This is a genomic window from Aeromonas molluscorum 848 (assembly GCF_000388115.1).
Lineage (GTDB): Bacteria > Pseudomonadota > Gammaproteobacteria > Enterobacterales > Aeromonadaceae > Aeromonas > Aeromonas molluscorum.
Genome location: NZ_AQGQ01000014.1, coordinates 1 through 14,943 on the forward strand (window position 1 = coordinate 1; position 14,943 = coordinate 14,943).

Genomic DNA, 14,943 nt, shown 5'->3' on the forward strand with positions numbered 1-14,943 from the left:
CTCGAACACGTTCTCGATGAGCTGATGCTCTTCGCGCTGCAAGATACCGGCGGCGGCGCCTGCATCCATCACCGCATAAATATCATCCGAGGTGATCTCGTCGTTGCGCACCATGGAGACGCGCAGCAGGCGAAACAGCAAGTTGGCCAGGCCGTTGAAGAACCAGACCAGGGGCATCCAGAGCATCACGAACAACATCATGGGCCGCACCACTATCACGGCGATCCGCTCGGGCATGGTCATGGCAAGGCGCTTTGGCATCAAATCCGCCAGCAAAATGAACATGCTGGTGACGAACACGAAGGAGGCGGTCGAGCTGATCTCGCTCAGCCAGGGCCCCTGATAAACGCCCGCAATCAGTGTCTTGATGGCAGGGTTCAGGGCCGACTCGCCCAAGATACCGCCGAGGATGGCGACGGTATTGAGACCAATTTGCACCACGGTAAAGAAGTTGCCTGGCTGGGCCTGCAGGGCCAGTACCTTGGAGGCCTGGCGGTTCCCTTCATCGGCCATCACCTGCAGCTTGATCTTGCGGGAGGCGGCGAGGGAGATCTCGGAAAGGGAGAAAAACACGCTACTGGCAATCAGTAGCAGGAGTAAAAATAAACTATCGGCAAAACTCATGGTTAACCTATTTCAACACCCGTCTTGGCACAAGACGCTAACTGGGCCCCTCTGGAGCCGGATGTGGCATGATAGCCGCCACATCGGTGTCCTATTTTACCAGATTTCTGCCGATGAGTGTGATACTTAGCCCAAACGGGCCCCGTTAGGCACCGCTCGCTCTGGCACGGCCATTACCACGGCACCATCCGGGCGATAAAAGCCGGTGAGCAGAAACTCGGAACGAAAAGGGCCTATCTGTTTGCTCACCAAGTTGACCACCCCGACTATCTGGCGGCCGACCAGCTCGTCGGGGCGATAGAGATCCGTGACTTGGGCGCTGCTCTTGCGCTCACCGATGTCGGGACCAAAATCGACCCAGAGCTTGTAGGCGGGGCGGCGGGCCTCGGGGAAGGGCTCAACCCGCACCACTGTGCCCACCATCAGAGCCACCTTGGCAAAGTCGTCCCAGCTGATCTCTTCCATCTCATTCATCCTGCGTCTTGGTTGTTCACGTCAGGCAAGCATGTCATGCCCCGGGACAGAGCGCTGTTGCCAGGCGCCGATCTTTTGTCGTGAACCATCACTTCGCAGATAACGACTCATCCTCCGGGTTATTCCCCGTTCGCGTTTGGCAAGCCTGCGCCGCCATGGTGCCTGCGCCACGCAGAAGGAGTCTCTCCCAGCGCCTTGAGAAAGCGCTGACTGAACGCCGCCTGGCTCTGGTATCCAACTCGGGCCGCCACCTCGCCGATGGCCAAGCCGGTTAGACGCAGCAGGTCTTGCGCTCGTCCAAGGCGGCGGCGCTGCAAATAGAGGGCCGGGCTGGTCCCCAGCTCGCTGGCAAACAACTGATTGAAACGACTGATCCCCAGACAAGCCACCGCGGCCAACTCCGCGGTCGTCAGCGGCTGGCTCAAATTTGCATCCATATGAGCCAGCACCCGAGTGAGACGCGGACTGATCCCCCGCCCTTTTCCGAGCAGTCGCAGCCAGAGTTCGCCCATGCCAAGGGGGGCCTGGCCACGCTCAAGCAGTGGACGCATAAAGGCAAGGTAGCGCTGTTGATCCCCATTCAAGGGCTGAAAAGGGCATTCGAACAGGGCGGGCGGCAGCCAGTGAGCATCCTGGGTGAGGAAATGCAGGTCGGGATCGGCGGCAAAATCGTGACGCTCGCCGGGGGCAATGATGCAGACCCAGCCAGGCTGGAGTCGCCGGGCCGCGCCCGCCACGTCGATCTCGAGGGGGCCATCGAGGGGCAATACCAGCTGGGCATGATCGTGGCGGTGACTGGTGGTCTGCGCGCTGTAGCGGCGAAGGCTCAAGGATTCCATGCAGCAGGCTCCATCATCAAGGCCGGGGAAAGGCTCAATGCTAACAGCGCAGCGCCCAGACGCAAAGACGGGGCTTGGGCCCCGTCTTTGCGATGTTGCGCGGCGCTTAAACCATCAGGATTTGCCGAGCAGCTCGTTGATCTCGTCCACCTTGGTGTGACGCACGTCTTTGCCCTTGACGAAATAGATGATGTATTCGCAGATGTGCTGGCAACGATCGCCGACCCGCTCTATGGCACGCGCCGCCCAGAGCACGTTCAGCACCTGAGGTATGGTGCGCGGATCTTCCATCATGTAGGTCATCAGCTCACGGATGATGGACTCGTACTCCCGGTCTACCTTGTCATCTTCCTTGTAAACGGTGATGGCTGCGTCCAGATCCATGCGCGCAAAGGCATCGAGCACGTCGTGCAGCATCTTGATGGTACGACGGCCCATGTTTTCCAGGGAGACCAGCGGCGGTTGCGGCTTGTTGGCGTTGTTGGTCAGCATGCGGGCAATCTTGTCGGCCACATCACCAATGCGCTCGAGCTCGGAGATGGTTTTGATGATGGCCATCACCAGACGCAAGTCAGAAGCCGCAGGCTGGCGCTTGGCGATGATGCGGGTGCACTCTTCGTCGATGGCCACTTCCATGCCGTTGACCTTGTGGTCATTGATGACGATTTTGCGCGCCGCCTCCAGATCCTGGCCATGGATGGCTGCGATGGCATCAATGAGTTGCTGCTCGACCAGCCCCCCCATCACCAGCACCTGGTTGCGGATGCCCTCAAGTTCGGCATTGAACTGACCTGAGATGTGTTTATTGAGATTCATATTATCCATACAAATAATCCTTGTCGGTCCGATTATATCCCAGGATGGCCATGGGCCCTCATCCTTGTCCCTTGTGCTTAGCCATAACGGCCGGTGATATAGTCTTCGGTCTTCTTCTTGCTCGGGGTGGTGAAGATGGTGTTGGTGTCCGCATACTCGATGAGTTCGCCCATGTACATGAAGGCAGTCTGATCCGAGACCCGCGCCGCCTGTTGCATGTTATGGGTGACGATGACCACGGTGAACTGGGTCTTGAGCTCGTTGATCAGCTCCTCGATGGTCAGGGTCGAGATGGGATCGAGCGCCGAGGTCGGCTCATCGAGCAGCAATACTTCCGGTTCGATGGCGATGGCGCGGGCGATCACCAGACGCTGCTGCTGACCCCCGGACAGACCGAATGCGTTGTCATGCAAGCGATCCTTCACCTCCTCCCAGAGCGCCGCGCCGCGCAAGGATCGCTCGGCGGCCTCATCCAGCTGACGCCGGTCGCTGATGCCTTGCAGGCGCAGACCATAGACCACGTTCTCATAGATGGACTTGGGAAACGGATTGGGTCGCTGGAACACCATGCCGACCCGGCGGCGCAGGGCCGACACATCCACATTCTTGTCATAGATGTTGTGACCGTGCAGCTGGATCTCCCCCTCGATGCGGCAGATCTCCACCAGATCGTTCATCCGGTTGATACAGCGCAGCAGCGTTGACTTGCCACAGCCAGACGGGCCGATAAAGGCAGTCACCTGCCCCTTGGGGATCTTCATATTCACGTTGAACAGCGCCTGTTTATTGCCGTAGTACAGGTTGAGGTCCTTGACCTCAAGCGCGGTCTGCTCCGGGGTCAGGCTGCTCAGATCCAGGGCCTTGTGCAGGGTCGAAGTCGGCGTCACGTTGATCATCTGTTTACCTCAAAAAGTCTCAAAATCTTGTCTGGCGCCGCTGGAATCTACATGTTCCAGCGGCCGCAATAGGTTGCCAGCAGGGATGGCGGCTCGCTATCAAGCCGCTCATCGCTGACCTCAGTCTCTGCCTGGCGCCGGATTAATGCTCCAGCGACCGGAATTTTTCACGCAAGTGGTTACGAAGCCGGTGATGTCGGTCAGGTTCATACTGTTCATCCATTGTCTCAACATCAGTCAGGACAGTCGCATCAATGTTCCAAAGAGCGGAATTTCTCGCGCAAGTGATTCCGAATACCGATAGCCGTCAGGTTGAGCCCGACGATGACGGTCACCAGCAGGAAAGAGGTCGCATAGACCAGTGGCCGGGCCGCCTCTACGTTCGGGCTCTGGAAGCCCACGTCATAGATGTGGAAGCCCAGGTGCATGAACTTGCGCTCCACATGCAGGTAGGGGAAGTTGCCATCCACCGGCAGGGTCGGTGCCAACTTGACCACGCCGACCAGCATCAGGGGGGCCACTTCACCCGCCGCACGAGCAATCGCCAGGATAAGACCCGTCATGATGGCCGGACTCGCCATGGGGAGTACGATGCGCCACAGGGTCTCGGCCTGGGTCGCGCCCAGGGCCAGGGAGCCCTGACGAACTGTGCTCGGGATCCGCGCCAGCCCCTCTTCGGTAGAGACGATCACCACCGGTAGGGTCAGGATGGCCAGCGTCAGCGCCGACCAGATGACACCGGGAGAGCCAAAGGTCGGGCTCGGCAGCGCCTCCGGGTAGAACAGCTGATCTAGCGAACCGCCGAGGGTATAGACGAAGAAGCCCAGCCCGAACACGCCGTAGACGATGGAGGGCACCCCCGCCAGGTTGATGACCGCGATACGGATTAGCTTGGTCAGGCCATTCTTGCCCGCATATTCGTGCAGGTAAACGGCCGCCACCACCCCGAGCGGGGTCACTATGATGGCCATCAGTATCACCATGAAGACGGTGCCGAAGATGGCCGGGAAGACGCCCCCTTCGGTATTCGCCTCGCGGGGTTCGCCGCTGACAAACTTGCCTATCTGATGGAACCAGTGACCCACTTTGCCCAGCAGGCTCATCTCATTGGGCCAGGTGATGTCCAAGACCTTGGACATGGGCATCTCGACCTCGACCCCGCGCATGTCGCGCACCTTGATGGCATCGCGATCGGCCTGGCGCCGCAGGTCAAACAGCTGTTTCTCCAGCACCTGATAGTCGGCGTTGAGGGTCTCGCGCTGCTTGGCCAGGTCGGCCTTGAGGCTGTCGGTCACCTCCCCGTCCAGCTCGGCCTTGCGCTCCTTGAGACGCAATTTTTCGAGCTGATAGTTGATGCTGCCTATGTCGCCTTTTTGCAGTGCATCGGCCTCTTCGGAGAGGCGATTGCTGCGCGCCAGCATCCGCTCTATCACCGGGTGCAGATCTGTGGTGATGAGCTTGCCATCTTCCCTGGCCGCACTGAGGTAGCCATAGAAGTTGCCATTGGTGCTGCGCTCGAGTACCGCCAGATCCTTGGGTTGGCTGCGAGACAGGATGTCGGTCTCCAGCACCCAGCGAAAATCCAATCCGACGAATTCACGGTTGCCAGTCTTGACCAGATAACGGGTTAAGTCCTTGCGTTCCTCCCCTGTCAGGGCCAGACCGGCAGCACGCAACTGCTCGACCGGCACCAGTTCCCGGTCATTGATCTCGCCGATGAGGGTGCTCTTGGCACCGCTGGCATCTTGTACCTGCCACTCATAGATAGGGTGCGGCCAGAAGTAGGTGAGACCACGCCAGCCGATGAGCAACAACAGACCCAGCACGGCGACCAGACTCAGACTGACAGCGCCGCCCGTCATCCAGATCCAGGGGGCCCCTGATTTAAACCACTTACCCATTGTCGATTCCTTCACTACAGGGAACTGTATTTTTCACGCAAACGCTGACGAACGAATTCAGCCAGGGTGTTGACGAGAAAGGTGAACACAAACAGCACAAAGGCGGCGAGGAAGAGTACCCGGTAGTGGGAGCTGCCCACCTCGGATTCCGGCATCTCTACCGCTATGTTGGCCGCCAGGGTACGCAGCCCCTGGAACATGGAGAAGTCCATGATGGGGGTATTGCCCGTGGCCATCAGCACTATCATGGTCTCGCCCACGGCGCGGCCAAGCCCCATCATCACCGCCGAGAAGATGCCCGGACTCGCGGTCAGGATCACCACCCGGCTCAGGGTCTGCCAGGGGGTCGCCCCCAGGGCGAGCGAGCCTTGGGTAAGGTGTTTGGGCACGGAGAAGACCGCATCCTCGGCGATGGAGAAGATAGTCGGTATCACCGCAAAGCCCATGGCGATACCCACGACCAGGGAGTTGCGCTGGTCAAACTTGATGCCCATCTCGTTGGTGAGCCAGCTGCGGGTGTCGCCACCAAAGAAGGCGTGCTCAACCATGGGACTCAGGGACAGGGCCAGCCAACCGATGAAGAGCACCACAGGGATGAGCAAGATGGCTTGCGAACCATCTGGCACCAGCTGCTTGAGCTTGCCCGGCAAGCCATGCCAGGCCAGGGCCGTGAGCAGCATGCCGAGGGGCAACATCACCAGCATCATGAAGATGCCGGGCAGATAATCCTCGACGATGGGGGCCAGCCAGAGACCGGCCAGGAAGCCCAGGATCACCGTCGGCAGTGCCTCCATGATCTCCACCGTCGGCTTGACGAATTTGCGCATCCCGGCGGACATGAAATAGGCGGTGTAGATGGCGCCGGCCACACCGATCGGCACGGCGAACAGCATGGCGTAGAAGGCCGCCTTGAGGGTCCCGAACGAAATGGGGATCAGGCTCAACTTGGGCTCGAAGTCATTGCTGGCGGAGGTAGACTGCCAGACATACATGGGCTCGGGATAGCCTTCGTACCACACCTCTTGCCAGAGGGCGGACCAGGTCACCTCGGGGTGCTCGTTCTCGACCGAGTAGCTCTTGATTTCGTTGCCCTGTTGCAGCAGCAACAGATTGTGGCGCGGGGAGATGGCCACTCCATTGAAGCCGCCACCTTCTATCTTCTCATCGAGCAGCTTGGACTCACCGGTGGCGTGGAAGAAGTTGATGGTGCCATCCTGGCTTGCCGAGACGAAGCCTTTGCGGAACTGCTCCGGCGCAAGCTGAGCCACGGGGCCATCGCTCTTGAAGTCACGGATGTAGGTGAACTCACGCTTGCCGTTCTTGGCGACTTCGAACCACTGGGAGATAACGCCGTTGTCATTGCCCACCAGGATGGAAGAAGCCCCGGCCAGCAGCGCCAACTGGGTGACGTTGGCATTGGGGGCATTGATGTCGAGCACATTGCGCAGCTGGATGTCGTCGAGGCTCTGGATGTCATAGACGGAGAGACGGTTGCCCGAACGCACCATCAAGATACGCAGGTTAGGGGTCAGCAGCATCTGATCGACCTGGCGAGGCAGAGCCGGAATGGGATAGCTCTTGCTGGTCCACTCCACCTCACCCGAGATGAAGTTCTCCTCGCCACTCATCACCGCCATGACACCGCGGCCATCCTGGGTCAGGGCAGCAGCGACCATCTTGTCTTTGCCCGCCTCAAATACCAGCTGGCTGAGCGGCTTGCCCTCGGGATCCACCACAATGGGCTCTTCGCCGAAGGGGTAACCCAGCACGGGCTCAATCAGTCGCACATCCTTGGGATAGCTCACCTTGAATTTGGGCTCAACCACCAGCGCCTTGCCATCTTTGAAGCCATAGGTCAGGTAGGTCTTGCCCGGGGTCGGGATCGCCACCGCACTGATCTCGCCTGGCACCTGAGCCTGGCCGATGGCCTCGCCAGCCTTGAAGCGAGCATCATCTTGCAGCGCGAAAAAATTGACCTCTCCCCTGTCGCTGAAGCGATACCCTATCTCGTTTTGTTCCTCGACCCCGATCAGGGCCGTCTTGTCCTTGACCGGCAAGGAGAAATTGGAGAGCGGGGCCATGGAGGCGCCGTCGAAGATGGGTTTCACCACATAGAGCAGATAGAAGAAGATGAGCAAGAGCGCCACCAACACCAGGGTTCCCCCTGCGGTGACGCCATACTTGGCTAGTTTGTCCTTGATCCGGCGCTTTCTGTTGCCCACCATGATCAGGTGAATAGATTCCGATGACATGCAAAACCTCAATGTGAGCTAGGCTTGGCGGCATTATATGGCGGTTGCATGACAGTTTTGTTACATGAGGGAGGGAGTTTGTTCCAGGTCGATATTCGTGGGCGAGCCTTCTGCCAAGGGATTGAATGGCAAAATAAAATAGACCAATGGCCCGGCGACATTACCAGACTGAAGCGAGTGAAGGAGAGTGCCCCATGGCCAGCTCAGTTGAACTGGCCATGACTGATTCATGCATCGAGCGGCCGGCCCCGCCCTCGCCTCAGGGTTCAGAGTGGCTTGACTGGTGCACCTTGGCCGCCTTCTGCTCGGCGCGGCGCCGCTTGAAGAAAGCAGAGAGCTGGGCGGAGCAAGCCTCGGCGAGCACCCCTGCCTGCAGCGCTATCCGGTGGTTGTGACGCTCGTCCTGCAATATGTTGAACACAGAGCCTGCCGCTCCCGTTTTAAGATCCGTCGCGCCATACACAACTCGTTTGACTCGGCTGTGAATGAGGGCGCCTGCACACATACAGCATGGCTCCAGAGTCACATAGAGCACGGTATCGAGCAGACGGTAGTTTTGCAGATGCTCTCCGGCGGCGCGGATCGCCATGATCTCGGCGTGGGCACAGGCATCATGGCTCGTGATGGAGCGATTCCATCCCTCCCCCACTATCTGATCCCCCAGCACCAGCACAGCCCCGACCGGGATCTCGCCCATCCCTTCGGCTTTGGCGGCCAGCGTCATGGCATGCCTCATCCAGATTTCATCCTGTGCTGACATCTCGGTTTCCAAACTCTCCCCCTTGGCAGTGACACGGGTAAACAGGCATTAAAAATGGGGGGCGATTATGCCAAATCCCCCCGCATAGCCCAAGAAACATCTAGTCTGCGCAATAAAGAAGCAATCGGCATCTCTCTGATAAAAAAGGACTTGCGCCGCAAAGACCATCTCATTAGACTTCCCATCCGTCAGCCAAGCTGACGCAGTCGGCGTGTAGCGCAGCCAGGTAGCGCACTGTCATGGGGTGTCAGGGGTCGGAGGTTCGAATCCTCTCACGCCGACCATCATTCCCCGAAAATAGCCCATTCTCGCGACTGGGCTATTTTTTTGTGTGCTTTTTCTCCTCTGTTCGTCTGGGCATACAGGGCTGATGCCGGTAGGCAGATGGCCGCGCCTTTCACAAAGATGAACAACGGCTACAGGGAGAAACCACCCCTTAATGAATAATTTAGCCAGTGGCGGGGTATATTTTATACAGAACCGCTTGAGCCTTTATAAATTAGCCGCTAGGATGTGCGCCTTTGTGCCGGCACTCGCTACAAGGATGCGGAAATCAGGGTAAGGATCCTACCCACCGGCTTGCAATCTACCCAGAGGCAAGCAGACATGACCACCCAGCATCCATCTAATATCCCTCCCCAGGAACCCGACGACGAACAGGTTGTTCGGCTCGACATCATCGATCTTGCCGAGCCCGATGAAGAGTATTGAGCCCCTTTGGCGGGGTAGTTAAGCCTCTGTGAGATCCCCCAGTCCCCATGATTCGTCAGCCTGATTAAAAAAGTGTCATGTTTCGCGAATAAAACAATAACCAGAATTTTATACTGATGCCGTTGTACTTGGGCCGCCCCCGCCTTCGCTGGCATCCGACACAAACCTACGTTATTGCGCTCCAATCTGATACCCGTCCTCAAGATGAGTGGTGGTCTGACCACACCCTCCCCCCAGTTTTAAACAAAATCACTTTTCCCTTTACCAACAAAGGCCTTGCGCCAACTGATGCCAAGAAACCCGCCTCATACACCCCGGGATAGCAGGTCTGGAGTAAGGTCGGGATCTGCCTTTGCATTTGTAATTTAATTACGTAATTAACAACATAATACTGCAAGTCCCCTTTCCCAGTGAGCCCCTTACGGGGTCACTGCTCAACAGGTTTTTTTCATCTATATGGAGCTTTTGCTCAATTCAGTCAAATCTATATAAAACATAAACTTAACAACCTTAAAAAAACGGGCGTTTTAAAAAACAAGTTGACGACACTAATAATTTTCAGCACCTTAACAAACATGTCACTTGGTATATCCAAGGGTGACAGTGAACAGGGATCGACTTTAGTCGTAGTTATTTAGTTCAAAATGTAATTTTTCACAGGAGTGACCCCATGTCGGCACCGGCCCAGGCCCTTTGCAGTGATCGCCTTCGCATTGAAGGCCCCATGCAACCCGAGTATTCACAAATACTGACACCGGAAGCGGTGGCTCTGGTGTCCGAACTGGTGGAACATTTCGCTCCCCAGCGCAAAGAACTGCTCAAGCAACGCATCGCCCGTCAGGCACGCATCGACGGCGGCGAGCTGCCGGATTTCCTGCCAGAAACGGCCCATATTCGCGAGAGCCAGTGGGCAGTGCGCGGCATCCCCGCCGATCTGCAAGACCGCCGGGTGGAGATAACCGGCCCGGTCGAGCGCAAGATGGTCATCAACGCCCTCAATGCCAACGTCAAAGTGTTCATGGCAGACTTTGAAGACTCCCTCGCCCCCGCCTGGGATAAGGTGATCGAGGGTCAAATCAACCTGCGCGACGCCGTCAACGGCACCATTTCCTACCAGAGCCCGCAAGGCAAGGCATATACCCTCAATCGCGATCCGGCCGTGCTGGTCTGCCGGGTACGTGGCCTGCACCTGCCGGAGAAACACGTCACCTTCAACGGTGAGCCCATCCCCGGCGGCCTGTTCGACTTCGCACTCTATTTCCTGCACAACCATCAGGCGCTGCTGGCCAAGGGCTCGGGCCCCTACTTCTATGTCCCCAAGCTGCAGAGTCATCTGGAAGGGCGCTGGTGGAGCGAGGTGTTCGCCTGGACCGAAGACAAGTTCGGTCTGCCCCGCGGCACCATCAAGGCCACCGTGCTTATCGAGACCCTGCCGGCGGTGTTCGAGATGGATGAGCTGCTCTATCAGATGAAGGATCACATAGTCGCGCTCAACTGCGGCCGCTGGGACTACATATTCAGCTATATCAAGACGTTGAAGAACCACCCTGACCGCGTCCTGCCGGACCGCCAGGTGGTCACCATGGACAAGCCGTTCCTTTCCGCCTACTCGCGCCTGCTGATCAAGACCTGTCACAGACGCGGCGCCCTGGCCATGGGCGGCATGGCTGCCTTTATTCCGGCCAAGGATCCGGCTGTCAACGAGCAGGTATTCGCGAAAGTCAAAGCAGATAAAGAGCGGGAAGCGAGCAATGGCCACGACGGCACCTGGGTCGCCCACCCCGGCCTCGCCGATACCGCCATGGCAGTGTTCAATGCGGCCATCCCGAGCGGAGCCAAGAACCAGATCGAGGTGCTGCGCGACCAGGATGCTCCCATCACCGCCGCCGACCTGCTGGCACCCTGCGAGGGGGATCGTACCGAGGCAGGCATGCGCACCAACATCCGGATCGCCCTGCAATATCTGGAAGCCTGGATAGGTGGCAATGGCTGCGTGCCCATCTACGGTCTGATGGAAGATACCGCCACGGCCGAAATCTCCCGCACCTCCATCTGGCAGTGGATCCGCCACGGCAAGAGCCTGTCGAACGGCCAGGTGGTGACCAAGGCGCTGTTCCGCCAGATGCTGGCCGAGGAGCAGAAGGTCGTCGAAGCGGAAGTGGGCACCGAACGCTGGCAAGCCGGGCGCTTTGCCGAGGCGAGCGAGCTGATGGAAGAGATCACCTGCGCCGACACCCTGATCGATTTTCTGACGCTGCCCGGTTACGAGCGGCTCTGAATGAGGGGCCTCCCCAGCGGAGCCCGCCAATAACAAATCAATGGAAACGTGAAATCATGAAAGAGGGAACTTATATGGCACTGACCCGTGAGCAACAGATCCAGGCTATCGAGAAAGACTGGGCAGAAAACCCCCGCTGGAAAGGGATCAAGCGCGGCTACAGCGCCGAAGACGTGGTGAATCTGCGCGGCAGCCTGGTCCCCGCCCATACCCTGGCCCAGCGTGGTGCCGACAAGCTGTGGGAGCTGATCCATGGCGGCGCCAAGAAAGGCTACGTCAACTGTCTCGGTGCCCTGACCGGCGGCCAGGCGGTGCAGCAGGCCAAAGCGGGCATCGAAGCCATCTACCTCTCCGGCTGGCAAGTGGCGGCGGACAACAACTTGTCCTCCACCATGTACCCGGATCAGTCCCTCTACCCGGCCAACTCGGTCCCGTCCGTGGTTGAGCGCATCAACAACTCGTTTGCCCGTGCCGACCAGATCCAGTGGGCCAACAAGGTAGGCCCGCAGGACGCCGGTTTCATCGACTACTTCCTGCCGATCGTGGCAGATGCGGAAGCCGGCTTCGGCGGCGTGCTGAACGCCTTCGAGCTGATGAAGGGCATGATTGAAGCAGGCGCCGCCGGCGTGCACTTCGAAGATCAGCTGGCCTCGGTGAAGAAATGCGGCCACATGGGTGGCAAGGTGCTGGTGCCCACCCAGGAAGCGGTACAGAAACTGGTCGCGGCACGCCTAGCAGCCGATGTCTGTGGCACCACGACCCTTGTGATCGCCCGTACCGACGCCAACGCGGCGGACTTGCTGACCACGGACGCCGATCCCTACGATGCAGGTTTCCTGACCGGTGAGCGTACCGCCGAAGGTTTCTACAAGGTGCAAGCCGGCATCGATCAAGCCATCTCCCGCGGTCTGGCCTATGCCCCTTACGCCGACATGGTGTGGTGCGAAACCGCGAAGCCGGATCTGGACGAGGCGCGCAAGTTTGCCGAAGCCATCAAGGCCCAGTACCCGGATACCATCCTGGCCTACAACTGCTCCCCGAGCTTCAACTGGAAGAAGAACCTGGACGATGCCACCATCGCCCGCTTCCAGCAGGAGCTGTCCGACATGGGTTACAAGTACCAGTTCATCACCCTCGCGGGCATTCACAACATGTGGTTCCACATGTACGAGCTGGCCTACCAATACGCCCGTGGCGAGGGGATGAAGCACTACGTCGAGATGGTGCAGGAGCCGGAGTTTGCCGCCGCCAGCCGGGGTTACACCTTCGTTGCCCACCAGCAGGAAGTGGGCACGGGTTACTTCGACAAGGTGACCACCGTCATCCAGGGTGGCCAATCTTCCGTCACCGCCCTCACGGGCTCGACCGAAGAAGATCAGTTCCATTAATGCAGGTACAACCGGCCTTGCATGGCACTAACAAAAAACCCCGGCACAGGCCGGGGTTTCTTTTTGCTCCACCGCAAAGGATGGAAAGTGATGCACATGCAGTTGTGCATCAACTCACAGCGCGAGGATCTCTTTCACAAAGGGAATAGTAAGTTTTCGCTTGGCGCTAAAGGAGGCGTTATCGAGTCGATTGAGTGTGCTGAGCAGAGTGCGCATGTCACGAGAGAGGCGATTGAGCAAGAAGCGACCCACATCGATGGGCAGCTTGAAGCCACGCAGCTCGGCTCTCAGTTGCAAGGCACTGAGTTTGCCCTCGTCGTCGAGCTCCTGCAATTGGAAGGAGACCCCCCAGTCGAGGCGCGATGCCAGATCCGGCAGTTGCAGACCCAGCTTGCGCGGCGCGCTGCAGCCGGTCACAACGAGCGTTCCCTCTCCCTTCTCCTGCCAGCGATTGTAAAAATCGAACAGGGCCCGTTCCCAGAGGGTGTTGCCAGCGATGGCTTCCAGGCTATCGAGGCAAACCAGGGGCAGGCTCTCCATGGCATCGAGCATGCTGGGGTCGAGTTGCTCAAACTGATCGAGCGAGAGATAAGCGGCGGCTGCATCGCGGGCGTTGACCTCGGCGCAGGTGGCATGTAACAGGTGGGAGCGGCCTGAGCCCTTGGCACCCCAGAAATAGAGGAAAGGTGCGCCCTGACCGATGGCGGCATTCTTGAGAGCCGTGATCAGATGGGCGTTGTTGCCGGGATAGAAACTGACGAAGGTTTCATCATCCGGAAGTTGTACGGCTAAAGACAGTTGGGCCGGTTGCTTCACTCGGTGGGCTTTGACTGTGACATTTGTGCGCTAGTGTAACATCGCTCGGCCAGATAGAGAACCGCCGGACCTGGGCCCGGCGCTGGCATCATCTAAGGCTGCGACCATTGGTAACGCAGGTTGCCCTCATCGGGTAGCCGCTGCAGCCTGGGCTCCAACTCCAGACCACGAATGAGTTCTGCCCTGTCCCCCTGCAAGGTGAGGGAGAAGTTGACCTTGTCACCATTGAGCTGGCCTATGGTGACCTGAGTGACACTCGCCATGCCCTGCAGCAGCTTTTGCAGGCTGATCATGTCATCTATCCCCTGCACTCCTTCTATCTGCAGCGCCTGACTCGAGCTGACGCCGCCAAGACGAGCACCATAGTTTTCCACCAGCCATCCGGCCAGGGTATCGGCCAAACCGGTGGCGATCTCCTGCTGGCTACCTTGCACCTCTCCCTTGGTCAGCTGCTCGGTTGCCCCCGACTTGGGACCATAGAGGGCCCAATTCAGGGTCCATCCTTCACCTTGGGCCACTAATTGGCCAAGCACCACCATCTCGGCACCGTAACGTTGACTGGCCTTGAGAATAGGCCCGGCAAAACGGCCCCAGACATCGGTGGCACTGACCGCCATGCTGTCATCCAAGTCCATCAAGGGGATGCTGACTGGCAGCCCCAGAGTCTGGGCCTGACTGCGCAATACAGGGGACCATCCATCACCGGACTGATCCGAGATGATACGCCGCTCCCCATCGTCCTGAACCAGCCAGAACGCCAGTTGCGGACGGGCGGGACCAAGCAGCGCATATTTGCTGCCCGCAATCAGGGCATTGACCTTGGCGGGCACGAACTGCGCCTTGAGCATCTTCACTTGGCCCTCATCCTGATAGCCGTACTGCTGCACGTACTCCTGGGGGGCAGCCAGTGCCTTGACCACGTCAGGCTGCGCCAGGATGTCGCGCTTGCCACTCACCTTGACCAGCACCTCGGAGAGAGCCTGACTCTGGGCCGCCGTCATGTCGCCACTGGTTGGCGCCATGCCTTGGTAAAGATCATTGACCTGAGCGGCCGACAGGACGCAGGCAAACAGGACGCCACAGAGGGCGAACAGAAATTTATGCATGGGAAACAGCTCTCTGGCGGACAGGATGTGGCTCTATGGTAGCGGCAAGCCCCATTCAGCAGCAAGCCGGCCTCCCATCAAC

General features: G+C 58.8%; 12 protein-coding genes and 1 tRNA gene. 3 read left to right on the top strand and 10 right to left on the bottom strand.

Going from position 1 to position 14,943, the window contains the following annotated elements:
* The 8 genes from G113_RS03990 to tadA form a co-directional block, all read right to left on the bottom strand.
* A partial coding sequence (locus G113_RS03990) for a CNNM domain-containing protein (protein WP_005893828.1) occupies positions 1-624 on the bottom strand: 624 nt, incomplete at its 3' end.
* Positions 625-750: 126 nt separating this feature from the next.
* Positions 751-1,089 carry a tRNA-binding protein gene (locus G113_RS03995; RefSeq protein WP_005893829.1) on the bottom strand — a complete coding sequence of 113 codons (339 nt, stop codon included), beginning with the start codon at positions 1,087-1,089 and terminating at the stop codon, positions 751-753.
* A gap of 128 nt (positions 1,090-1,217) precedes the next feature.
* Positions 1,218-1,937: an AraC family transcriptional regulator gene (locus tag G113_RS04000; RefSeq protein WP_005893830.1), complete on the bottom strand. Its 720-nt coding sequence runs from the start codon at positions 1,935-1,937 to the stop codon at positions 1,218-1,220.
* Positions 1,938-2,051: 114 nt separating this feature from the next.
* Complete coding sequence (gene phoU, locus G113_RS04005) at positions 2,052-2,762, bottom strand: phosphate signaling complex protein PhoU (protein WP_040318890.1); 711 nt, start codon at positions 2,760-2,762, stop codon at positions 2,052-2,054.
* A gap of 68 nt (positions 2,763-2,830) precedes the next feature.
* Entirely contained in the window at positions 2,831-3,649 is an 819-nt protein-coding gene (gene pstB / locus G113_RS04010; RefSeq protein WP_005893834.1) for a phosphate ABC transporter ATP-binding protein PstB, read from the bottom strand.
* Between the two features lie 251 nt (positions 3,650-3,900).
* Entirely contained in the window at positions 3,901-5,550 is a 1,650-nt protein-coding gene (pstA, locus tag G113_RS04015) for a phosphate ABC transporter permease PstA (protein WP_005893836.1), read from the bottom strand.
* A gap of 14 nt (positions 5,551-5,564) precedes the next feature.
* On the bottom strand, positions 5,565-7,802 hold the full coding sequence (locus G113_RS04020) for an ABC transporter permease subunit (protein ID WP_005893837.1): 2,238 nt from the start codon (positions 7,800-7,802) through the stop codon (positions 5,565-5,567).
* A 259-nt stretch (positions 7,803-8,061) separates the two neighbouring features.
* A complete protein-coding gene (gene tadA / locus G113_RS04025; protein WP_051106562.1) occupies positions 8,062-8,562 on the bottom strand; it encodes a tRNA adenosine(34) deaminase TadA in 501 nt (166 codons plus the stop codon).
* A 207-nt stretch (positions 8,563-8,769) separates the two neighbouring features.
* Here tadA and G113_RS04030 point away from each other — a divergent pair.
* The 3 genes from G113_RS04030 to aceA all read left to right on the top strand — a co-directional run bounded on the left by G113_RS04030 (position 8,770) and on the right by aceA (position 12,939).
* Positions 8,770-8,846: transfer RNA gene (locus tag G113_RS04030), tRNA-Pro, on the top strand.
* 1,097 nt (positions 8,847-9,943) lie between these two features.
* Positions 9,944-11,551: a malate synthase A gene (gene aceB / locus G113_RS04035; RefSeq protein ID WP_005893840.1), complete on the top strand. Its 1,608-nt coding sequence runs from the start codon at positions 9,944-9,946 to the stop codon at positions 11,549-11,551.
* A gap of 74 nt (positions 11,552-11,625) precedes the next feature.
* A complete protein-coding gene (gene aceA / locus G113_RS04040) occupies positions 11,626-12,939 on the top strand; it encodes an isocitrate lyase (RefSeq protein WP_005893842.1) in 1,314 nt (437 codons plus the stop codon).
* A gap of 114 nt (positions 12,940-13,053) precedes the next feature.
* Here aceA and hda read toward each other — a convergent pair whose 3' ends face one another.
* Together hda and G113_RS04050 are read right to left on the bottom strand one after the other, a co-directional pair.
* Positions 13,054-13,755 (bottom strand): DnaA inactivator Hda, encoded by a 702-nt coding sequence (hda, locus tag G113_RS04045; protein ID WP_005893845.1) that lies wholly within the window; start codon positions 13,753-13,755, stop codon positions 13,054-13,056.
* Between the two features lie 92 nt (positions 13,756-13,847).
* Positions 13,848-14,861: a DUF2066 domain-containing protein gene (locus G113_RS04050; protein WP_005893846.1), complete on the bottom strand. Its 1,014-nt coding sequence runs from the start codon at positions 14,859-14,861 to the stop codon at positions 13,848-13,850.
* Between the last annotated feature and the right edge of the window lie 82 nt (positions 14,862-14,943).

Bases quoted from the DNA above. Each gene is read 5' to 3' on its own strand.
- G113_RS03995 (WP_005893829.1), bottom strand. From the start codon at position 1,089: ATGGAAGAGATCAGCTGGGACGACTTTGCCAAGGTGGCTCTGATGGTG.
- G113_RS04000 (WP_005893830.1), bottom strand. From the start codon at position 1,937: ATGGAATCCTTGAGCCTTCGCCGCTACAGCGCGCAGACCACCAGTCAC.
- phoU (WP_040318890.1), bottom strand. From the start codon at position 2,762: ATGGATAATATGAATCTCAATAAACACATCTCAGGTCAGTTCAATGCC.
- pstB (WP_005893834.1), bottom strand. From the start codon at position 3,649: ATGATCAACGTGACGCCGACTTCGACCCTGCACAAGGCCCTGGATCTG.
- pstA (WP_005893836.1), bottom strand. From the start codon at position 5,550: ATGGGTAAGTGGTTTAAATCAGGGGCCCCCTGGATCTGGATGACGGGC.
- G113_RS04020 (WP_005893837.1), bottom strand. From the start codon at position 7,802: ATGTCATCGGAATCTATTCACCTGATCATGGTGGGCAACAGAAAGCGC.
- tadA (WP_051106562.1), bottom strand. From the start codon at position 8,562: ATGTCAGCACAGGATGAAATCTGGATGAGGCATGCCATGACGCTGGCC.
- aceB (WP_005893840.1), top strand. From the start codon at position 9,944: ATGTCGGCACCGGCCCAGGCCCTTTGCAGTGATCGCCTTCGCATTGAA.
- aceA (WP_005893842.1), top strand. From the start codon at position 11,626: ATGGCACTGACCCGTGAGCAACAGATCCAGGCTATCGAGAAAGACTGG.
- G113_RS04050 (WP_005893846.1), bottom strand. From the start codon at position 14,861: ATGCATAAATTTCTGTTCGCCCTCTGTGGCGTCCTGTTTGCCTGCGTC.